The 21,388-nt window shown below is 67.8% G+C and carries 15 protein-coding genes, 1 tRNA gene and 2 pseudogenes; 9 read left to right on the top strand and 9 right to left on the bottom strand.

The annotated features are described in order from the left end of the window. Positions 1 to 99: 99 nt before the first annotated feature. From TY51_RS10710 to TY51_RS10690, 5 genes and pseudogenes are all read right to left on the bottom strand, one after another. Positions 100 to 1,035, bottom strand: coding sequence for an ABC transporter substrate-binding protein (locus TY51_RS10710; protein ID WP_042249425.1), 936 nt, complete (start codon positions 1,033 to 1,035; stop codon positions 100 to 102). A 27-nt stretch (positions 1,036 to 1,062) separates the two neighbouring features. Continuing rightward, complete coding sequence (locus TY51_RS10705) at positions 1,063 to 2,058, bottom strand: ABC transporter permease (RefSeq protein ID WP_042249423.1); 996 nt, start codon at positions 2,056 to 2,058, stop codon at positions 1,063 to 1,065. Continuing rightward, positions 2,055 to 3,560, bottom strand: coding sequence for a sugar ABC transporter ATP-binding protein (locus TY51_RS10700; protein ID WP_042249421.1), 1,506 nt, complete (start codon positions 3,558 to 3,560; stop codon positions 2,055 to 2,057). The genes TY51_RS10705 and TY51_RS10700 overlap by 4 nt, the downstream gene beginning before the upstream one ends. Then, complete coding sequence (locus TY51_RS10695; RefSeq protein WP_042249418.1) at positions 3,557 to 4,663, bottom strand: Gfo/Idh/MocA family protein; 1,107 nt, start codon at positions 4,661 to 4,663, stop codon at positions 3,557 to 3,559. The genes TY51_RS10700 and TY51_RS10695 overlap by 4 nt, the downstream gene beginning before the upstream one ends. Then, positions 4,660 to 5,711, bottom strand: a pseudogene (locus TY51_RS10690) (sugar phosphate isomerase/epimerase family protein). Before TY51_RS10690 ends, TY51_RS10695 begins: the two are co-directional and overlap by 4 nt. 147 nt (positions 5,712 to 5,858) lie before the next feature. Here TY51_RS10690 and TY51_RS10685 point away from each other — a divergent pair. The 3 genes from TY51_RS10685 to TY51_RS10675 all read left to right on the top strand — a co-directional run bounded on the left by TY51_RS10685 (position 5,859) and on the right by TY51_RS10675 (position 10,891). Beyond that, the gene (locus tag TY51_RS10685) at positions 5,859 to 6,884 is read left to right on the top strand and encodes a LacI family DNA-binding transcriptional regulator (protein ID WP_042249416.1); all 1,026 of its coding nucleotides are present in this window, start codon (positions 5,859 to 5,861) and stop codon (positions 6,882 to 6,884) included. A 73-nt stretch (positions 6,885 to 6,957) separates the two neighbouring features. Then, positions 6,958 to 7,497, top strand: coding sequence for a PAS domain-containing protein (locus TY51_RS10680; RefSeq protein WP_197054724.1), 540 nt, complete (start codon positions 6,958 to 6,960; stop codon positions 7,495 to 7,497). Beyond that, positions 7,490 to 10,891, top strand: a complete 3,402-nt coding sequence (locus TY51_RS10675; protein ID WP_042249411.1) for a chemotaxis protein CheB — start codon at positions 7,490 to 7,492, stop codon at positions 10,889 to 10,891. Before TY51_RS10680 ends, TY51_RS10675 begins: the two co-directional genes overlap by 8 nt. On the opposite strand, the gene TY51_RS20265 is transcribed toward TY51_RS10675, so the two are convergent. Then, a complete protein-coding gene (locus tag TY51_RS20265; RefSeq protein ID WP_052650030.1) occupies positions 10,888 to 11,469 on the bottom strand; it encodes a TetR/AcrR family transcriptional regulator in 582 nt (193 codons plus the stop codon). The genes TY51_RS10675 and TY51_RS20265 overlap by 4 nt on opposite strands. 108 nt (positions 11,470 to 11,577) lie before the next feature. Here TY51_RS20265 and TY51_RS10665 point away from each other — a divergent pair, with 108 nt between their 5' ends. The 3 genes from TY51_RS10665 to TY51_RS10655 are packed head-to-tail and all read left to right on the top strand — an operon-like array spanning position 11,578 to position 17,357. Continuing rightward, positions 11,578 to 12,852, top strand: a complete 1,275-nt coding sequence (locus TY51_RS10665) for an efflux RND transporter periplasmic adaptor subunit (RefSeq protein WP_231559009.1) — start codon at positions 11,578 to 11,580, stop codon at positions 12,850 to 12,852. A 6-nt stretch (positions 12,853 to 12,858) separates the two neighbouring features. Further along, a complete protein-coding gene (locus TY51_RS10660) occupies positions 12,859 to 15,975 on the top strand; it encodes an efflux RND transporter permease subunit (protein ID WP_042249408.1) in 3,117 nt (1,038 codons plus the stop codon). Continuing rightward, positions 15,972 to 17,357, top strand: a complete 1,386-nt coding sequence (locus TY51_RS10655) for an efflux transporter outer membrane subunit (protein ID WP_042249405.1) — start codon at positions 15,972 to 15,974, stop codon at positions 17,355 to 17,357. Before TY51_RS10660 ends, TY51_RS10655 begins: the two co-directional genes overlap by 4 nt. Here TY51_RS10655 and eutC read toward each other — a convergent pair. The 3 genes from eutC to TY51_RS10640 form a co-directional block, all read right to left on the bottom strand. Continuing rightward, entirely contained in the window at positions 17,354 to 18,082 is a 729-nt protein-coding gene (eutC, locus tag TY51_RS10650; protein WP_042249403.1) for an ethanolamine ammonia-lyase subunit EutC, read from the bottom strand. The genes TY51_RS10655 and eutC overlap by 4 nt on opposite strands. After that, the gene (locus TY51_RS10645; protein ID WP_042249440.1) at positions 18,079 to 19,452 is read right to left on the bottom strand and encodes an ethanolamine ammonia-lyase subunit EutB; all 1,374 of its coding nucleotides are present in this window, start codon (positions 19,450 to 19,452) and stop codon (positions 18,079 to 18,081) included. Before TY51_RS10645 ends, eutC begins: the two co-directional genes overlap by 4 nt. 74 nt (positions 19,453 to 19,526) lie before the next feature. Then, positions 19,527 to 19,613: transfer RNA gene (locus TY51_RS10640), tRNA-Leu, on the bottom strand. Positions 19,614 to 19,720: 107 nt separating this feature from the next. On the opposite strand from TY51_RS10640, the gene lipB reads away from it, so the two are divergent. The 3 genes and pseudogenes from lipB to TY51_RS10625 all read left to right on the top strand — a co-directional run. Then, positions 19,721 to 20,365: a lipoyl(octanoyl) transferase LipB gene (gene lipB / locus TY51_RS10635; protein WP_042249400.1), complete on the top strand. Its 645-nt coding sequence runs from the start codon at positions 19,721 to 19,723 to the stop codon at positions 20,363 to 20,365. Between the two features lie 116 nt (positions 20,366 to 20,481). Next, on the top strand, positions 20,482 to 20,922 hold the full coding sequence (locus TY51_RS10630) for a cytochrome c family protein (RefSeq protein WP_042249397.1): 441 nt from the start codon (positions 20,482 to 20,484) through the stop codon (positions 20,920 to 20,922). 176 nt (positions 20,923 to 21,098) lie between these two features. After that, positions 21,099 to 21,388 (top strand): annotated as a pseudogene (locus TY51_RS10625) (cytochrome c oxidase subunit I); the annotation flags it as partial.

The raw sequence follows: 21,388 nt of genomic DNA, 5'->3' as shown, positions 1-21,388 counted from the left end.
CCGAAGGCGAACTATGAAACCGTTTACATTTCGGGGCGGAACGACCCCCTCCTCCGGGGTCGGGTTGCGGCGCGGGTCACATCCCGCGCCGCGTCGTCGTCAGTACGGGCTGTCTTCGAAGTAGAAGTCCTCGGCGTTCTCGGGGGTGATCAGCTCGGATGCGATGATGAACTCGCCCGACATGGGCGCGCCCGAGGTCAGGCCCAGGGCCGTCATCTCGATCGCGGTCGAGATCATCGACGGCGGATAGGTCACGTTCACCGGCACGGTCGGATCGCTGTTGCGGATGCGGTCGACCATCTCCTTCATGCCGGCGCCGCCGACCACGAACATCTCTTCGGTGCGGCCGGCCTGATCGATGGCCGCCAGCGCGCCCACGGCCATGTCGTCATCGGCCGCCCAGACCGCGTCGATTTCCGGGAAACGCGACAGCCAGTCCTGCATCAGGTTGAAGGCCGTGTCGCGGTTCCAGTTGCCGTGGTCCATGGCCACGACCTCGACGCCCGATCCTTCCAGCGCGGCCTCGAAGCCCGCCACGCGCTCGTTGTCGACGGTGGATGCGATGCCGCGCATCACGACGACCTTGGCGCCCTCGTCCAGCGTGTCGGCGAAATACTGGCCGGCGGTGCGGCCAAAGCTGTCATTGTCGCCCGCGACATACAGGTTCTCGATGCCTTCCTGGGCCAGGCCCCGGTCGACCACGGTGACCCAGACGCCGCTGTCGGCGATGCGCTGGATCGGACCGGTCAGGGGTTCGGATTCGAACGGCAGGACGACCAGCGCGTCGATGCCGCGGGTGGCGACCATGTCCTCCAGGTCCGACACCTGCTGCCCGGGATCCGAGGTGGTGGTCAGCACGAATTCCAGGTCGGGGTTCGCCTCGGACAGGCGCTCGACGGTGCGTTCGGCGTGAAAGTTCAGCGCCCCCGCCCAGCCATGCGTCGCCGCCGGGATCGAGATGCCGATGGTTTCCGACAGTGCCGGGACAGCGGTCAGGCCCATCAGGGCGGTCGTGGCGATCAATATCTTTTTCATGGTGGTTACTCCTCCCACAGGTGAAATTCAGCGTGCGGCGCCGGTGTTACGTTGCAGCACGACGGCAAGGATGATGACGACGCCCTGGATGGCACCGTTCAGATAGGGGCTGACGAAGTCGGTCAGGTTCAGCAGGTTGCCGATCAGCGACAGGATCAGCACGCCCACGACCGTGCCCCAGACCCGGCCGAAGCCGCCCTTCAGCAGGGTGCCGCCGATGATGACCGCAGCGATCGCCTCCAGCTCCCACAGCAGGCCCGTGGTGGCGGATGCCGATCCAAGGCGCGGCACGTACATGACGACCGCGATGCCGACCAGCGTGCCCAGAAGGACATAGGTCATCAGCCGCACCCGCAGGACCGCCACCGACGAATACCGCGCGACCTTTTCGTTCGACCCGATGGCGGCGCAGTGGCGGCCAAAGGCTGTGTGGCGCATCACGATCTCTCCCAGGATCGCCAGCACGGCAAAGACGATGATCGGCCAGCTGATCCCCAGGATGCCGTCGTAATAGACGGGGCGGTACAGCTCGCGCATCTCGTAGCCCAGCGACAGCGTGCCGCCGTCGGCCAGCCAGGTCACCAGGCTGCGATAGATGCCCATCGTACCCAGCGTCAGGATGAACGCCTCGATCCCCGCGCGGGTGATCAGGATGCCGTTGACGAAGCCCGCGGCCAGCCCGGTGAACAGCGCCAGCGCGATGCCGATCAGGATCACGGGCAACCCGCCGCCCATGCTTTCGGTCAGCATGTTCATCACCAGGATCATCAATCCCGCGACAAAGGCCGCCATCGACCCCACGGACAGGTCCAGCCCGCCCGCGGTGATGACGAACGTCATGCCGATCGCGATGATGCCGATGAAGGCCGACCGCGCCAGCACGTTGGTGATGTTGGCATAGCTGAGGAAGTTCGGGTTCAGCGCCATGCCGATCAGGATCAGCACGATCAGCGCCACGATGGGCGCGATGACGGCCAGATTGACCCTGGGACGCCGGGTCGGGGCGGTGGTTGCCATGCTCATGCGGCGCTGTCCTTTTCATGTCCGTCCAGGCCCATGGCCAGACGCACGATATTGCCCTCGGTCACGGCCGCATCGGCCAGTTCGCCCACGATGCGGCCAGCGTGCATGACGACCACGCGACTGGCCAGACCGATCAGTTCGGGCATTTCCGAGGAGATGACGATGATGCTGCGCCCTTCGGCGGCCAGCCGCGCGATCAGGGCATAGATCTGTTGCTTGGTGCCGATGTCGATGCCGCGGGTGGGTTCGTCGATGATGACGACCTGGGGGTCCGACAGCAGGGTCTTGGCCAACAGCAGCTTCTGCTGGTTGCCGCCGGACAGATCGCCCACCGCCATGCCGCGTTCCGGCGCGCGGATCGCGAAATCGGCGATGGCGCTGTCCAGCGCGGCCTCCTCGCGCTTGCGGTCGATCAGGGGGCTGCCGAAACGGTCCAGCTGGCCTAGGGTCAGGTTCTCGCGCAGGGTCTTGTCCAGCAGTAGGCCCGCGCCCTTGCGGTCCTCGGTCAGATAGACCAGGCCCGCGCGCATCGCGGTGGCCACGTGGTTCGCGGGAAGGTCCTGCCCCTTCAGGCGCACGGTGCCGCTGCGGGGGCGCAGGCCGGCGATGGCCTCGGCCAGTTCGGTGCGACCCGACCCGACCAGGCCGCCGATGCCCAGCACCTCGCCCCGGTGCAGCGTCAGGGACGCGTCATGGACCACGCCGGGCACGGTGATGCCCTGCGCCTCCAGGATCGGCTCGGCCCCGTGGGCGGGTTTGGGCGGGAAAAGGTCGGACAGTTCGCGCCCGACCATCGCGGCGGCCATGTCGTCCTCGGACACGTCTGCGGTCAGGTCCGACCGCACCATCGTGCCGTCGCGCAGCACCGTCACGCGGTCGGCGATGCGCTTGACCTCGCCCAGCTTGTGCGAGGTGTACAGGATCGCGACCCCCTCGGCCCGCAGGCGTTCGATCTGGGCGAACAGGACCTCGGTCTCGCGCTCTGTCAGAACGGCGGTGGGTTCGTCCATGATCAGGACGCGCGCCTTGCGCGACAGGGCCTTGGCGATCTCCACCATCTGCTTGTCGGGGACCGAGATGCGGTTCACCGGCGTGGCCGGATCGACCCGGCATTGCAGCTGGCCCAGCAGGTCGGCGGTCTGCGCGCGCATCGCCTTGTGGTCCAGCAGGAACCCGCGCCGCAATTCGCGGCCCAGAAAGACGTTCTGATCGACCGACAGGTGTTCGGCCAGGTTGAATTCCTGGTGGATCATGATGATCCCCAGATCCTCGGCCTGCTCCGACCCGGAAAAGGACATGGGCTTGCCCTGCCAGGTCACCTGCCCGCCCGTGGGGTCCAGGTATCCGGCCAGGATCTTCATGGTCGTGGACTTGCCTGCGCCGTTTTCGCCGATCAGGGCATGGACCTCTCCGGGATGCAGGGCGAAATCGACGCCGTGCAGGATCTCGATGGGGCCAAAGGACTTGGTGACGCCGGTCAGCGCCAGGATGGGATCGGTCATGGCATCACCTGGACCCAGGCCGCATCCGCCGCGTTCGACCGGATGCAGGCGTCGATGAACTGCAACCCCTCCAGCCCGTCGCGGATGCCGGGAAGGGTGTCGGGCATGGTGCCGCTGCGGATCGCCTGCGCGGCCTCGGCATAGAGGTTGGCGAACCCCTCCAGGTATCCCTCGGGGTGGCCGGGGGGCACGCGGCTGCCATCCGGGGTGCTGCCGGGACCCGCGCGGCGCAGGATCTGCGCAGGCTGACCGAACGGAGTGTATTTCAGCGTCTCGGGCGTGTCGTGCTGCCATTCCAGCCCGCCCTTGTCGCCATAGACGCGCAGGCGCAGCCCATTTTCGGTCCCCGGCGCGACCTGCGAGGCCCACAGCATCCCCTTGGCCCCCGACGCATAGCGCAGCAGGATATGGGCGTTGTCGTCCAGCTTGCGGCCGGGGACAAAGCTGGTCAGGTCCGCGGCCAGCCGCTCGGGCAGTTCGCCCGTGACGAACCGCGCCAGCTGGAACGCATGTGTGCCGATGTCGCCAATGGCGCCGCCCGCACCGGCGCGGGCCGGATCGGTGCGCCATTCGGCCTGCTTGCTGTCGGTATCCTGGGTCAGCCAGTCCTGGGCGTATTCGACCTGAACCAGCCGCAGCGTACCCAGATCGCCGCGCGCGATCATGGCGCGGGCCTGCCGGATCTGCGGATAGGCGGAATAGTTGTGCGTCAGGATGAACAGCGCATCCGAACCCCGCGCCACGTCCGCCAAGTGCCGCGCCTGGTCCAGCGTGGCGGTCATCGGCTTGTCGCAGATGACGTGGATGCCCTGCTCCAGAAAGGCGCGCGACACGGGTTCGTGCAGGTGGTTCGGGGTGCAGACGGACACGGCCTCGATCCCGTCGGGACGGGCAGCCTCGTCGCGCGCCATCTGGCGGAAATCGCCATAGCTGCGGGTGATGCCCAAGGCACGCGCGCTTTCCGCCGCTCGCGCTTCGTCCGAAGAGAGCGCGCCTGCGACCAGATCGAACCGACCGTCCAGCCGGGCGGCGATGCGATGCACGTTGCCGATCATGGCGCCTTCGCCCCCGCCGACCATGCCCAGTCTGATCGGGCGGTTCATCGGGACAGCCCCAGCATGCGGCGATTGGCGTCCATGTCGGCTCCTCCGTTCGCAAAGTCGTCAAAGGCGCGTTCGGTCACGCGGATGATGTGGTCGCGCACGAAGGCCGCGCCTTCGCGGGCGCCATCCTCGGGGTGCTTGATCGCGCATTCCCATTCGACCACGGCCCAGCCGTCGAAACCCATCACTGCCAGCTTGGCGAAGATCGACTTGAAGTCGACCTGCCCGTCGCCCAGGCTGCGGAACCGCCCGGCGCGCTGCGCCCAGGCTGATAGCCGCCATAGACGCCCTGCCGGCCGGTCGGGTTGAATTCGGCATCCTTGACATGGACCATGCCGATCCGGTCGGCATAGATGTCCAGGTTATCAAGGTAATCAAGCTGTTGCAGCAGATAGTGCGACGGATCGTACAGCATCTTGGCCCGCGGATGCTGGTCCAGGCGGTCCAGGAACATCTCGAATGTGACGCCGTCGTGCAAGTCCTCTCCGGGATGGATCTCGAAACAGATATCGACGCCGCGGCTGTCGGCATGGTCCAGGATGGGGCGCCAGCGGGCGGCCAGTTCATCGAACGCTGCCTCGACCAGGCCCGCGGGCCGCTGCGGCCAAGGATACATGTAGGGCCAGGCCAGCGCGCCGGAAAACGCCGCCATCCGGTCCAGGCCAAGATTGGCGGACGCGTTGATGGTCTTGCGCATCTGGTCCACCGCCCAGGCCTGCCGTCCTGCGGGATTGCCGCGCAGCGATGCGGGGGCGAAGCCGTCGAAGGCATCGTCAAAGGCCGGATGCACGGCGACCAGCTGGCCCTGGATATGGGCGGACAGTTCGGTGATGGCCAGACCGTTGGCCTGCCCCCTCAGATCGTCGCAATAGGTGGTCGAGGTCGCGGCCAGATCCAGATCGATCAGCGCCTCGGCGCCCGATGGCACCTGCACGCCCAGATAGCCGCAATCGGCAGCCCATGCCGTGATCGCGCCAAAGCTGTCGAACGGCGCCTGCGGTCCCACGAACTGGGCCAGGAAAAGGCCGGGGCCCTTGATGGTCTTCATATATCCTCCCGGAACTTCCCCTCCGAAGTTCCCCTTGCCCGATTCCAAGTCATGTAATCGGTTTCATCCGACGTTCTCACAGGATGAAAAGGTTTACAACATTATTTTTTTCGCTAAGCCTGATCCTGTCCCGAACAAAGGTTTCTTGTGTCAGATCAACCCCGTCCGCCCCGAATCCATGATGTCGCCAAGCTGGCCGGGGTGTCCGTGGCGACCGTCAGCCGGGCCATCTCGAACCCGTCCATCGTCTCGGACAGCACCCGCAAGGCGGTCGAGGCGGCGATCGCGCAGACCGGCTATACGCTGAACTTCACCGCCCGGAACCTGCGCCAGCAGCAGGTCGGCGGCGTGCTGGCGCTGGTGCCGAACCTGGCCAATCCGTTCTTTTCCCAGATCCTGTCGGGCATCTCCGAGGTGCTGCGCCGGCACAATCTCAGCCTGCTGGTGATGGACACCACCGCCGTGCCCGACCAGCCCGCGATGAAGGTGCTGGGCCCCTATCTGACGCGGTCGCGGTCGGATGGGGTGATCGTGCTGGACGGCCAGATGGAGCCGGGCCTGTTCGCCCGCCCCGGCTGTCCGCCCCTGGTGCAGGCCTGCGAATGGATCGAGGGGCTGTCGGCCCCCCGCGTGCTGGCCGACAATGTCGAGGGGGGGCGCCTGGCCGCGCGGCACCTGACCGAACTGGGGCACCGCCGCATCCTGCACCTGACCGGGCCGCAGGGCAGCTCGCTGACCGTGTCGCGGCGCCAGGGGTTCCTGCAGGGGCTGGCGCAGGCGGGCCTGCCCGATCCCGGACCCCAGGACAGCATCACCGGCGATTTCACCGCCCGGTTCGGCCAGCAGATGGCCGCGCAGGTGCTGGCCATGCCCGACCGCCCCACCGCCGTCTTCTGCGACAACGACGAAATGGCGATCGGCCTGATGCACGGGCTGATCGTGGCCGGGCTGCGGGTGCCGCAGGACATCTCGGTCATGGGGTTCGACAATATCGAGATGGCAGCCTACAGCAGCCCCGGCCTGACCACGATCCGCCAGCACCGCGCCCGCCTTGGCCGGCGCGCGGCCGAGGTCCTGCTGGCCCGGATGCAGGGGCAGGAGGTCACCGACAGCATCACCCTGGGCGTCGATCTGGTGGCGCGCGCCAGCACCGGTCAGGCCGCTAAAACGTGACTTGTTCCCGTCGGCGCGGATAAATATTGTCTTTCCGAACGTCGGGGACATGGCCCGCCGCAACAGGATGACGATGCCCGATCCCACGCTGCCCGAAGCCCTGCGCGCCCAGATCGCGCGGTCGCGGATCGCCATTTCCCTGGCGGCGGCACTGCCGGACATGCCGCTGTGCCTTGTCAACGACGCCTTTTGCCGGCTGACGGGGTTCGACACGCTGGACAGCATGGGCCGCAATTGCCGCTTCCTGCAATCCCCCGACACGCCGCGCGACCAGATCCGGGCGATGTCGCTGTTCCTGGCGGATGACGGGCGCGACGACGGGCGGTTCCCGGTGCTGAACCGGACCCGCGACGGGCGCGCCTTCACGAACCTGGTGTTCATGTCCAAGCTGCGCGGCGGCGACGGGGGGCTGCGGTTCGTGATCGGATCGCAGTTCGACGTCACCGCGTCGGACGCCGCAGGCACGATCGCGCAGGATGATGTGGCACTTAGCCGCAACATGGCGGACTTGCGCCGCGCGGCCGGACAGTTCGGACTGATCATGTCGGATTCCACGGGGCTGATCGCCCGTTCCATCAGCACGCTTGCAAGGATCACGTTGCGCGATGAATGACGCCTCGCCCGCCCGCGCCACGGCGCGACCGCCCTTCGCCGTCGTGGGCATCGGCGCCTCTGCCGGGGGGCTCGAAGCGCTGCACGACCTGCTTCGCGACGTCCGGCGCGAGGATCCGGCCGCCTATGTGGTGATCCAGCACTTGGACCCGACGCATGACAGCGTGCTGGCCGAACTGCTGGATCGGCGCACCGCACTCAGCGTGCAGCAGGCCGCCGACGGCACCGTGCTGCAGCCGGGACATGTATATACCATCCCCCCCGGCGCGCGGATGCTGATCAGCGACGGACGCCTGCGCCTGACCGATTTCGAACAGCCGCGCGGTCTGCGCCGCCCGATCGACGATTTCTTCGAGAGCCTTGCCCATGACCGCGGCCCCGCCGCCGCCTGCGTGATCCTGTCGGGTACCGGGGCGGACGGTACGCTTGGGCTGCGCGCGGTCAAGGAACATGGCGGCATCTGCGTCATCCAGGAACCACGCACCGCGCGCTATGACGGGATGCCCCTGTCCGCGGAATCGACCGGGCTGGTCGATTACGTGCTGCCGCCCGAACGGATCGTGCCCGCGATCCTGCAGTTCTTTGATTCCAGCGAGATGCAGCAGGCCGACGACGCGATGCTGGCGGATGCGCGGCTGATCTGCCAGCACCTGCTGGAGCGGTGCGGACATGACTTTTCCGGCTACAAGATGACGACGCTGGTGCGGCGCATCCGCCGCCGCCTGCAGGTCCTGAACATCGCCAGCACGCGCGACTATCTGCGCCACCTACAGCGCCAACCCGACGAATGCGAGGCGCTGCTGAACGAGTTCCTGATCAACGTCACGCGCTTTTTCCGCGACCCCGAGATGTTCCAGACCCTGCGCGAACAGGCGATCCGCCCGATGGTCGCCGCCGCCGACGGAGAGGAGCTGCGCGTGTGGGTCGCCGGCTGTTCCTCCGGAGAGGAGGCCTATTCCGTAGCGATGCTGATCGACACCGAGATGCGCGCCGCCGGCCTGCGGCCCCGATTCACGGTCTTTGCCAGCGACATCGACAAGAAGATGATCGAGATCGCTCGCGCCGGCACCTATCCGATCAGCGCCTTGGCCGACATCCCCGAGGACATGCGCGCCGCCTATACCACGCATCGCGACGCGCTGATGCAGATCACGCCGCAGCTGCGGGACCGGGTGCGGTTCTCGCTGCATTCGGTGCTGCGCGATCCGCCCTTTGCTCGAGTCGATCTGATTTCCTGCCGCAACCTGTTGATCTATCTGGACGAAGACCTGCAGGGGCGGGTCCTGCCGCTATTCCATTACGCGCTGCGCCCCGGCGGCTATCTGTTCCTGGGCCCCTCCGAAGGAGTGCGCCGCGAATCCATGCACTTCACCGAACTGGACCGGCCTGCCCGGCTGTTCCAGCGCGACACCACGCCCGCGCGCCTGCCGCTGGACATGCCTTTCCTGCGGGCCGAAAGCGACCGTTCTGCCCCAACCCCCCGCAGCCGCAAGGGCGACGAGGTCACGGGCCGCGACGCCGCGATCGCCGCACAGCGCCGGGTTCTGGACCGGTTCGCGCCCGCGTCGCTGCAGGTGTCGCCCGCGGGCGAGGTCCTGTGGACCGCGGGCAGGCTGGGCCGGTTCCTGGCCGTCGATCCGACCGCGCGCAGGCCGATCCTTGCGCCGCAGATCGTGCATCCCGGCCTCAAGGAGGCCGTGACCGCCGCACTAGACCAGGTCGCGGGGACGGGACGCGCGGCCATCGTGCGCAACCTGCTGGCGCGGTCCGATCTGGGCGCGCAGCCGGTGACCCTGTTCGCCGAGCCCCTGCCCGACCGCAGCGTGCTGCTGGTGTTCCACGAGGCGGGCGCGCAGGCACTGCCCGACACGCTGGACCAGACGGACGAGCTGAGCGTGACCGAATCGCGGTCGGACCTGCTGGAGGAGCAGCTGCGCCTGACGCGGATCGAGCTGCACGGCGCCGTGCAGGAGCTGGAGACCGCGAACGAGGAGCTGAAAAGCTCGAACGAAGAGATGATGTCGATGAACGAGGAGCTGCAGTCCACGAACGAGGAGCTGAGCACCGTCAACGACGAGCTGAAATCCAAGATCGACGACCTGACGGCTGCCAACAGCGACCTGCAGAACTTCTTTTCGGCGACCAAGATCCCGCTGCTGGTGGTCGACCGCGACGTGCGGGTGCGCAATTTCACCGCCGCCGCTCTGCAGATCTTTCCGCTGCGCCGGTCCGATCATGGCCGCCCGCTGGCCGACGTGTCCAACGTCTTTGCCAGCGACGTCCTGCTGTCTATGGCGGCCGAGGTCGCCCGACAGGGAGAGGCGCAGGGGACCGAACTGCTGGAGGCAGGCGGCACCCGCGTCTGGCGCGTCGATGCGAAACCCTATCGCGGCCCCGAGGGACATCTGGACGGCGCCATGCTGGTCTTTGAGGACGTGACCGCGCTGCGCGATCTGCGCGTCGAGGTCGAGCGGCAGGAGGAACGCCTGAACGCCGTGCGGTCGATGGCCCGGATCGCGGTGTGGCACTACGACGCGCCATCGCGGATGCTGACCATCGACGACAGTTCGGACCTGCTGGGACTGGGCCAGACCGCAAAGCTGCCGCTGTCGGCCTTTGCAGCCCTGATCGCGCCCGCCGACCGCGACGGGCTGCTGGCCGACCTGCAGGCCTGCGCCGCGGGCACCCCGTTCCGGCGCGTGGTGTCACCGTCGTCGGACGCAAGGTCCGCCGTCCGGCTGGAGACGGCGGCCGCGCGGTTCGGGATCGATGACGGCGACTGCCGCGTGCTGGGGGTGATGCTGGACGTGACCGCCGCGCAATCGGCCGCCACCCTGCGCGAGGCGGTGATTTCCGAGATGGACCACCGGGTCAAGAACCTGTTCACCCAGATCTCGGCCATGCTGCGGATGGCGGCGCGCGACACCGACGACGCCCGGACCGTGGTCGAGGAGGTGTGCGCCCGCATCAACGCGCTGGCCAGCTCTCACAGCCTGACGACGGCGCAGGGGCCGAAATCGCAGGTGCGGCTGGCCGACCTGATCGCCACCACGCTGGCCCCCTATGACGGCGCACGGATCGACAGCACCGGGGACGACCTGACCATCCCGGCCCGGTCGGTGGTGCCGATGTCGCTGATCCTGCACGAACTGGCCACCAATGCGTTCAAGTACGGCGTCTTGGGTCCGGTCGATGGCGCGTTGCAGATCGCCTGGCGGCGTGACGGCGACGGGGCGGTGCTGGACTGGACCGAACGCTATGACACGCCGCAGGTGCAGGCAGAGCCCGATGCGGGCTTCGGCTCGATCCTGCTGGAGGGGGCGACCTCTCAGATCGGCGGCACTCTGGAGGTGGAGGTCGAACCGGACAGCCGCCACACGCGCCTGACCTTCTAGGACAGCAGCGCGCCCACCTGCCGCATCTGCTGGCGCAGCATGTCGGGGATGTCGGACTGGGTCATCGTCTCGTCGCTGGCCCAGGTGCGGACGGCGTGGGACAGGGCGTGGGTGGCCAGTTCGGCGATCAGCATCGCCTCGGCCTGGCGGTCGGGGCCAAGCCGGGCGTGCAGCAGGCCGCCGATGGTCAGGGCGATGTTGTCCATCGAATTGCGGAACACGGCCATCAGTTCAGGGGTGGTGTCCCAGACCTTCTCGATCATGCAGACGACCTGCCGGTCCAGGTCCTTCAGCTCCAGCATGCGGCCCAACAGCAGCGCCAGATCGTCGATCAGCGGCCCGGTGGACGTGACGATCCACTCTGCGCTGCAGCTTTCCAGCTGCGGCGGCGTGCCCAGGACCGCGGCCTGCTTGTTGGGATAGTAGTTGAAGAAGGTGCGCGGACTGATCCCGGCCTCGGCGGCGATGGAATCGGTGGTGACAGCCGCATAGCCCGACCGGATGCTCAGCCGCAGGGCGGCCAGCTGGATCTCTCGGGCGGTCTGCTCGCGGCGGCGGTCGCGCAGGTTGCTGGTCATTTTCGGGGCAGTCTCCTCATGCAGTTGAAGCAAACATTGCATAGTCCGCAAAAACATGCAATCAGCGCGCAACAGTGACGCCCCGTCGGGTGCTTATCCAGGACAAAGATGATGCCGAAACACACCCTTGCGACCGGCGCCGCCATGGTCGCCGCGATTCTGTCCACCTCCGCGGCCTGGGCGCAGGCGCCCGAAGGCATGCCACCCAAGCAGGTCGGCGTCATGCAGGTCGCCATCCAGGACGTGCCGCGAATCGTCACCCTGCCCGGTCGCGCGGTGGCGGTGTCGGAAACCGCCATCCGCCCCCGCGTCAGCGGCATCGTGACCGAGATCCTGTACCAGCCCGGCGTGCAGATCGAGGCCGGCACGCCCATGTACCGCATCGAGGACACCACCTATCAGGCGAACCTCGCCAGCGCCCAGGCCCAGGTCGCGTCCGCGCGGGCCCAGGTGACGCAGGCCCAGTCCTCGTTCGACCGGACCCGCCAGCTGCTGGGATCGGGCACCACCCAAGCCCAGGTCGAACAGGCGCAGGCCACGCTGGATCAGGCGACCGCCGCGGTCCAGTCCGCCGAGGCCGACCTGACCCTGGCCCAGGCCCAGCTGGACTGGACCACGGTCAACAGCCCGATCTCTGGCATCGCCAGCGTGTCGGCGGCGTCGGTCGGCGATCTGGTCACCGAGGGACAGGCCGAGGCCATGGCGTCGGTCACCCAGCTGGACCCGATCGAGGTCGACATGTACGAACCCTCGTCCCGCTTTCTTAGCGTGCTGGATGACATCAACGACGGCAACCTGCGCCTGAACGACGAACTGGCTGCAACCCTGACGCTGGAGAATGGCCGCGAATACCAGGCGGTGGGCCAGGTGGTCGCGCCCGGCGTGACCGTGTCGACCTCGACCGGGTCCATCGACACGCGGTTCCGCTTTGACAACCCCGACAACCTGCTGCTGCCGGGCATGTTCCTGCGCGGGCAGGTCGATCTGGGCGTGACCTCGGCCATCCTGGTGTCCCAATCTTCGGCCACGCGCGACAAGATCGGCACCCTGACGGCCTGGGTCGTCGAGGACGGCAAGGTCAGCCAGCGCCAGCTGACCGAGGATGGCAGCTATGAGCAGCAGTGGATCATCACCGACGGCCTGGAGGACGGAGAGACGCTGGTCGTCGACGGCCTGACGGGCCTGGCCGAGGGCATGGAGGTCGTCACCGTCCCCGTGACCATCGACGAGACCGGCGTCGTGCGCGACCCCGCCCCGACCGCACCCGCGGATGGCGCGCCGGCCCCCGCGGACGGCGAAGCCGCACCCGCCCAAGGCGAAGCCGCACCCGCCGACGCAGCCCCCGCGGAGGCAGACGCTGCCCCCGCCGCCGCGACGGAGTAAGCGCGCATGGCACGTTTCTTCATTCACCGGCCCGTCTTTGCATGGGTGATCGCCCTGATCACCATGCTGGTCGGCGCCCTTGGCCTGAACACCCTGGCCATCGAGCAATATCCCCAGATCGCACCCACGACCGTCCAGGTCCGGGCAGTCTATAACGGCGCCTCGGCCGAGATCGTCGAATCCTCGGTCACCACGGTGATCGAGGACGCGATGACCGGCATCGACGGCCTGACCTACATGACGTCGAACTCGACGCCGGGGTCGGCATCTGTCGCGCTGACCTTTGACGACACGGTCGATCCGGAAATCGCGCAGGTCCAGGTGCAGAACAAGCTGCAGCTGGTCACCTCGCAGCTGCCCGACGTGGTGCAGCAGCAGGGCGTGCAGGTCGAACGCTCGTCCAGCTCGATCCTGCTGGTGGCGGCGCTGACGGCCGAGGAAGGCGCCTACAGCACGGTTCAGCTGGGCGACCTGATCTCTCAGTTCATCGAGGATCCGGTCAAGCGCACGCCGGGCGTGGGTTCGATCAACACCTTCGGGTCGGGCTATGCGATGCGGGTCTGGATGGACCCGATGAAGATGGTCCAGTACAGCGTCACCCCTGCCGACGTGACCGCCGCCGTGGCCGCGCAGAACACCAACGTCACCGTGGGCGACCTGGGCGCGCAACCCGCAGCCGAGGGCCAGCGGTTGACCGTGTCGGTGACCGCGCAGTCGCAGCTGTCCACCGTTGAGGAATTCGAAAGCATCCTGCTGCGCGTGGACCCGGACGGATCGACGGTGTTCCTGGGCGACGTCGCCCGGATAGAGATCGGACAGGAAAGCTATGGCGGCAGCTCTCGCTACAACGGCAACCCGGCGGCTGCGGTCGCGGTCAACCTGGCGACCGGCGCCAACGCGGTGTCCACCGCCGCCGCCGTCCGCGAGACCATCGACAGCCTGGCGGACGTCCTGCCCGCGGGGGTCGAGATCACCTATCCCTATGACACCTCGCCCTTTGTCGAGAAGTCGATCAACCAGGTCTACAAGACCCTGGCCGAGGCCGTGCTGCTGGTGTTCCTGGTGATCCTGGTCTTCCTGCAAAGCTGGCGGGCGACGATCATTCCGGTGATCGCCATTCCCGTCGTGCTGTTGGGCACATTCGCGGTGCTGGCGGTCGCCGGCTTCTCCATCAACACGCTGACGATGTTCGCGCTGGTGCTGGCCATCGGCCTGCTGGTCGATGACGCCATCGTGGTCGTGGAGAACGTCGAACGCGTGATGGAGGAAGAGGGGCTTGGCCCCGTCGAGGCCACCGAGAAAAGCATGGACGAGATCACCTCCGCGCTGGTCGGCATCGTGCTGGTCCTGTCGGCGGTGTTCCTGCCGATGGCGTTCCAGACGGGCGCCACCGGGGTGATCTATCGCCAGTTCTCGATCACCATCATCACGGCGATGATCCTGTCCCTGGGCGTGGCCGTGATCCTGACCCCCGCCATGTGCGCAAGCCTCCTCAAGGCGCGCAAGCATGGCGAGGGCGGTATCGCACCGGCCCGCTGGTTCAACCGCAACCTGGACCGGGTCAACACCGGCTACGTCGCCGCGGTCACCCGGCTGGTGAAACGCCCGCTGCGGATGCTGCTGGTGCTGGTCGCGATCGGCTTTGGCGTCATGACGCTGTTCGACCGCCTGCCCGGATCGTTCCTGCCCGATGAGGATCAGGGCGTCGCCCTGGCCATCATTCAGGGCCCCGACGGATCGACCACCCAGCAGACCGAGGCGCTGGTCGAAAAGGTCGAAGAATACCTGCTGACCCAGGAAACCGACACGGTGGAATCGGTCTTTGCGGCGCTTGGCTTCAGCTTCGCCGGAACCGGGCAAAGCAACGCGCTGGTCTTCATCAAGCTGCGCGATTACGACGACCGCAAGGGCTTTGACATCGCGTCGCTGGTGGGCCGGGCGAACGGGTATTTCTTCGGGACCAACCGCCAGGGGCAGATCTTTGCCCTGCAGCCGCCCGCGATCCAAGGCCTGGGCACGTCGTCCGGTTTCACCATGTACATGGTCGACCAGTCGGGCCAGGGCCAGGACGCGCTGGCCGCCGCCGCCAACCAGCTTGTCGCGGATGCGCAGGCGGGCGGGCAGGTCACCAACCTGCGCGGCAACGAGACCGCCAACACCCAGACCGCCCTGCGCCTGGACATCGACCAACAGAAGGCCGCGGCCTTTGGCCTGGAGATCGGCGACGTGAACGCCATGCTGTCGGTGATCTTTGCCGGGCGCGACGTGAACGACTTTGCGCTTGGCAACGACCTGCGACCCGTCGTGGTTCAGGGCGAGGCCGAAAGCCGCAGCCAGCCCCAGGACATCGAACGCTGGTACGCCCGCAACAGCCAGGGAGAGATGGTGTCCTTCGGCGCATTCGCCGATCAAAGCTGGCAGCAGGAACCGCAATCGCTGGCCCGTTTCGGCGGCACGCGGGCGCTGGAACTCAGCGGGGCGGCCGTTCCCGGCCTGTCCTCCGGAGAGGCGATGGACGTGATGGAACAGATGGTCGCGGAGATGGACGGGGGTTACGGCACCGCCTGGACCGGCCTGTCGTTCCAGGAACGGCTGTCTGGCAACCAGGCACCGCTGCTGTTCGCGCTGTCCGCGCTGGTCGTGTTCCTGTCGCTGGCCGCGCTGTACGAAAGCTGGTCTGTGCCGCTGGCGGTCATGCTGACCGTTCCGGTGGGCATCCTGGGCGCATTGGCGGCCGCGCTGTTCTTCGGACAGTCGAACGACGTGTACTTCAAGGTGGGTCTGCTGACGACCATCGGGCTTGCGGCCCGAAACGCCATCCTGATCGTCGAATTCGCCGAGGCGCAGGTCAAGGAGGGCAAATCGGTCGTCGAGGCCGCGCTGATCGCATCGCGTCAGCGTCTGCGCCCGATCCTGATGACCACGTTCGCGTTCATGCTGGGCGTGCTGCCGCTGGCCATCGCGTCGGGTGCGGGTGCGGGTGCGCAGAACTCGATCGGCATCGGGGTTCTGGGCGGCATGGCCTCCTCTGCCGTCATCGGGATCTTCCTGGTGCCGGTCTTCTATGTGGCCGTGCTCAAGATCCGGTCGCTGCTGTCGCGCAAGAAGGAAAAGACCTCGTGACGTTTCCCCGTATGACCCGCGCGACGCTGTCGCTGACCGCACTTCTGATGATCTCGGCCTGTGCTGCGGTGGGGCCCGACCCCACCGCCCTGCCCGACACCCGCGTCCAGGGCGCATTCGCCGAAGGCGCCGGCGGCCCGGTGGGCCAGGTCGGCACCACGGCCTTCTGGTCGGGCTATCAGGACCGGACCCTGTCGCGGCTGATCGCGGACGGGCTGGACACCAGCCTGGACATCATCACCGCCAACGAACGCATCCGCGCGGCGGCGGCCGATCTGCAGGCGACCCAGCCTCTGGCGGCGCAGATCAGCGGCGAGCCCGCATCGGCCAGCCGCGTGCGGTCGGGCGGCGACGGCCAGCCCACCGGCTATACCAGCAGCGCCAACCTGTCGGCGGGCTTCGTGTTCGACCTGTTCGGGGGCGCGCGCCGTGCCCGCGAAGGGGCCGCCGCCGGCGTCGCGGCGGCCGAGGCGCAGGCCCAGGTCACCCGCCTGGCATGGCTGGCCGAGGTCATCAGCGCCTATTCCGACGCGCGCTATAACCAGCAGGCGCTGGCCCTGACCCGCGACACGATCGAGGCGCGGCAGGCCACCCTGGCCGTCACCCGCGACAGCCAGGCCCTGGGCCTTGCGACCGATTTCGACATCGCCCAGACCGAAGCGCTGCTGCAGACGGCGCAGGCCGATCTGCCCGCCTTCGAGGCGCAGTTCAACGCCCAAGTCTATCGCCTGTCGACGCTGCTGAACCAGCAGGCCGGCCCGCTGATGTCGCAGATGCAGGGCGGATCGGGCGCGCTGCGCATCCCGCCCGGCCCCGGCACCGGGGTACCGGCCGAACTGCTGCGCAACCGACCCGACGTGCGCGCGGCCCAGCAGGACCTGGTGCAGGCGCTGGCGGCGGTGGGGGTTGCGACGGCGGATATGCTGCCCTCGCTGTCGCTGACCGGCACGGTCAGCGACACGGGCGGGGCCACGGGCTGGGGCTTTGGCCCGCGCATCAGCCTGCCGGTCGCGAACCAGGGCATCCTGGGCGCAACCCGCACCCGCCGCGTGTCCGAGGCGCGCCAGGCAGATCTGGCATGGCGCAGCCAGGTCGCGGCCTCGGTCGAGGATGTGCAGACCAGCCAGTCGAACCTGCGCCGCCTGCGCCAGCGCGTCGATGCGCTGGACCGCGCGGCCGCCAGCTATGACCGCGCCTATGCGCTGGCCCGCACCAATTTCGAGGCGGGCGCCCTGCCGCTGGTCGACCTGCTGGACGCTGACCGCCAGCGCGCGGCGGCACGGCTGCAGGCCGCATCGGCCCGCAACGACGCGGCCAAGGAATGGGCCGCCCTGCAGATCGCGACCGGCGCCGGTGCCGCCGTGGCGCGGATCGCCGACTAACCAAGCGGCGGCAGCAGATCGCTGCCGCCGCTTTCGTCCTTCAGCGCGATGCCCGTCGCGCCGATCCGACGCCCCTGCATCACCAGCCAGGCCAGCCGTTCCGCGGCGGCCTGATGGGACAGCCCCCCGTTCAGGTGAATGTTCGACACGCAGTTGCGCGCATTGTCTCGCAGCCCGATCCGGGGCGCATGGGTCATATAGGCGCCAAGGCTGTCGGCCACCGACAGGCCGGGACGTTCGCCGATCAGCATCAGCACCATCCCCGCGCCCGTCGCCGCACCGATCGCATCGCCCAACGCGACCCGCGCGCCCTGCGCCAGCACGACCGGGCGCCCTGCCAGTTCCGGCAGGCATGCGATCAGCGCGCGCACCACGCCCGCCGCCTGCGCCATGACCGCCGGGGCCGACAGCCCGTCGCCGATCACCAGCTGCAGCGACGCGTTCAGCCGCGGCAAGTCGTGGCCCGCAAGCTGCCGCCCCAGGTCGGGACGGCGCAGATAGGTGGCGCGGTCGGTCGCCATGCTGTCCACCCGCAGCACCGGCAGCGGGTCCAGATCACGCGCCAACGCGTCCCAAACCACCTGCCCGTGGATCGCGTCGCGCGCCGCCGCGTGATCCTGCTGAAACCGCAGCAGGTCCGACAGGTCGGTCGGCCCCGCCCCCGCCTGCAGCCGCACCCGCGCGGGCGTCAGCGCGGACAGGCGGCGCAGGTCCGGGACGCTCATGCCGACAGCCCCAGGCGGCGGACCATCGCGCCGGTATCCGGCAACGCCCCGCCCGACAGACCGAACGCATCCAGCCATGCCGCGAATTCGGGGGCGGGGGTCAGGCCGGTGGTTTCGCGCAGATAGGCGATGTCCTCGAACGCCAGGCTTTGATAGCCCAGCATCACGTCATCGGCGCCGGGCACCGCGATCACGAAATTGACCCCCGCCTGCGCCAGCAGCGTCGACAACGTGTCCATGTCATCCTGGTCGGCCTCGACATGGTTGGTATAGCAGACGTCGACCCCCATCGGCAGGCCCAGCAGCTTGCCGCAGAAATGATCCTCCAGCCCCGCGCGGATGATCTGCTTGCCGTCGAACAGGTATTCCGGCCCGATGAAGCCCACGACGGTGTTCACCAACAGCGGCGCATAGGCGCGGGCGACGCCTTGGGCGCGGGCCTCCATCGTCTGCTGATCGACGCCGTGATGGGCGTCGGCCGACAGGGCCGACCCCTGCCCCGTCTCGAAATACATCACGTTCTGGCCGACCGTGCCGCGGCCTGCGGCCAGCCCCGCTTGATGCGCCTCGGCCAGCATGGACAGAGTGATGCCGAAGCCTTCGTTCGCGGCTTGGCTGCCCGCGACGGACTGAAAGATCAGGTCCACCGGCGCGCCCCGCCCCAGCAAGGTCAGCGCGTTGGTCACATGGGTCAGCACGCAGGTCTGGGTGGGGATGTCCAGCGCCTGCCGCATCTCGTCCAGCGCCACCAGCAGGGCGTGGCAGTTGGCCAGATTGTCCGATGCCGGGTTGATCCCGATCACCGCGTCCCCCGCCCCCTGCAGCAACCCGTCCAGCACCGCGACCGCGATGCCGCGCGGATCGTCCGCCGGATGGTTGGGCTGCAACCGCGATGCCAGCACCCCCGCCCCGCCGATGGAGTTCCTGAACGCCGTCACCACCCGCACCTTGCGTGCCACGCGGATCAGGTCCTGGTTGCGCATCAGCTTGCTGACCGCGGCCACCATTTCGGGCGTCAGGCCGGGGGCGACGGCGGCCAACGCGGCGCCGTCCGTCGCCGGCGACAGCAGCCAGTCGCGCAGATCGCCGACGGTCATCGACGCGACCGGCGCAAAGGCCGCGCGATCGTGGCCATCGATGATCAGGCGGGTGACCTCGTCCTCCTCATAGGGAACCAGAGCATCGGTCAGGAAGGTGGTCAGTGGCAGGTCCATCAGTACCCGCCGCGCCGCGACCCGTTCCAGCGCGCTGCCCGCCGCGATCCCGGCCAGCTGATCGCCCGACCGTTCGGGAGATGCGGCGGCCATCACCGCAGCCAGGCTGTCAAAACGAAATCTGTGGTCGCGCGCTGTGGCGGCATAACTGGCCATGGCCATCCCCGATTGTGCGGGGACAGAATGACCCGAAGCGCATCGGGGTCAAGGCATCGATGAAAGGGGGGGGTTGGTGCGGCCGAGAAGACTCGAACTTCCACTCCGGTTAAGGAACAGCGACCTCAACGCTGCGCGTCTACCAATTCCGCCACGGCCGCATCCGGGCAGTGCGCGCCTGATAGCCGAGGCCGATTGCAAAGAAAAGCGCTTTCTGCGGGCGCCGACGGATGTTGACGAGGACGGGCGGACAGGCCACATCGCAGGGATGGTTGAATGGATCATCAGCAGCGGCCTGACCGCACATGCCGACGCCGTGGTCCTGATGGAGGACCGCGTGGCGCAGATCCATGCGGGCCAGGCGCCCGAAGCCGTGTGGCTGGTCGAACACCCGCCCCTGTACACCGCCGGCACCAGCGCCCGGCCCCAGGACCTGCTGGACGCACGCTTTCCGGTGCACCAGACCGGGCGCGGCGGGCAGTACACCTATCACGGGCCGGGCCAGCGCGTCGCCTATGTCATGCTGGACCTGAACCGACGCGGCCGCGACGTGCGCGCCTTTGTGGCGCAGCTGGAGGGGTGGGTGATCGACGCCTTGGCCAGCTTCGGCGTGTCGGGCCAGATCCGTGAGGGCCGCGTGGGGGTCTGGGTGCCCCGCCCCGACAAGCCCCCCCTGTCCGACGGCCAGATGCGCGAGGACAAGATCGCGGCCATCGGCGTCAAGCTGCGACGGTGGGTCAGCTTTCACGGCATCGCCATCAACGTGGACCCGGACCTGTCGCATTACGGCGGAATCGTGCCCTGCGGGATCAGCGGGCACGGCGTGACGTCGCTGGTCGATCTGGGGCTGCCGGTGGGCATGTCCGATCTGGACGTGGCGCTGCGCCAGGGTTTTGACCGCACATTCGGCTAGCGCGCCGATCAATTCTTTCAATGCGACCTTTCGGTGGCTGGATTTCCGTTGCGGGTTGGTTCTACGGTGCCCTTCGGGAGACCACGGCCCTTCCAGGGCCTAGCGAGGAACTACGCATGAGATCAGCCATTGTCGGCGCCCTGCTGGGCGCGACCCTAGCCATCCCCGCCGTCGCGCAGGACGTGGGCGATGCCGCAGCGGGCGAGGGCGAATTCCGCAAATGCCGCGCCTGCCACATGATCCAGGACGCCAGCGGCACCGACATCGTCAAGGGCGGGGCGACCGGCCCCAACCTGTGGAACATCGTCGGATCGCCGATCGCCCATACCGAGGGCTTCAACTATGGCGACGGGCTGCTGGCCGCCAAGGCCGCAAATCCGGACATGGTCTGGACCGAGGAGGAGCTGGTCGCCTATGTGACCGACCCGACGGCCTGGGTGAAGGAAAAGTCGGGCGATGATTCGGTTCGCAGCAAGATGACCTTCAAGCTGAACCGCAATCAGGCGGATCTGGCGGCCTATCTGACCACCGTGTCTCCGGACGCGCCTGCCGAATGATCGGCTGACGCGGCCTTTTGCCGCCTCCGCGCCCCGGCCGGGTTTTCGGGACCCTGCCGGGGCGTTTGCCTCTCGGGCCACTGTGACGCATTGCCCGGTGCCCGCAGGTGGTCTAAAGAATGCGTGATAATGACGGTCGACAGGCCGGATCGACGACATCTTGAGGGAGTTCGGGTATGGCAGACGCAGCCGCACACGGCCACGACGACCATCATGACACACGCGGGTTCTTTACCCGCTGGTTCATGTCTACCAATCACAAAGACATTGGTATTCTTTACCTTTTCACTGCCGGTCTGGCCGGCCTGATCTCGGTCAGCTTCACCGTCTACATGCGGATGGAACTGCACGAGCCGGGCGTCCAGTACATGTGCATGGAAGGCGCGCGATTCTTCGCGAACGCCGCTGCGGAATGCACGCCCAACGGGCACCTGTGGAACGTCATGATCACCTATCATGGTGTCCT

This window comes from Paracoccus sp. PAMC 22219 (genome assembly GCF_000787695.1).
In the GTDB taxonomy this organism is placed as follows: Bacteria; Pseudomonadota; Alphaproteobacteria; order Rhodobacterales; family Rhodobacteraceae; genus Paracoccus.
The sequence above is the reverse complement of the archived record's forward strand: the minus strand, read 5'-3'. Positions and strand labels throughout refer to the sequence as shown.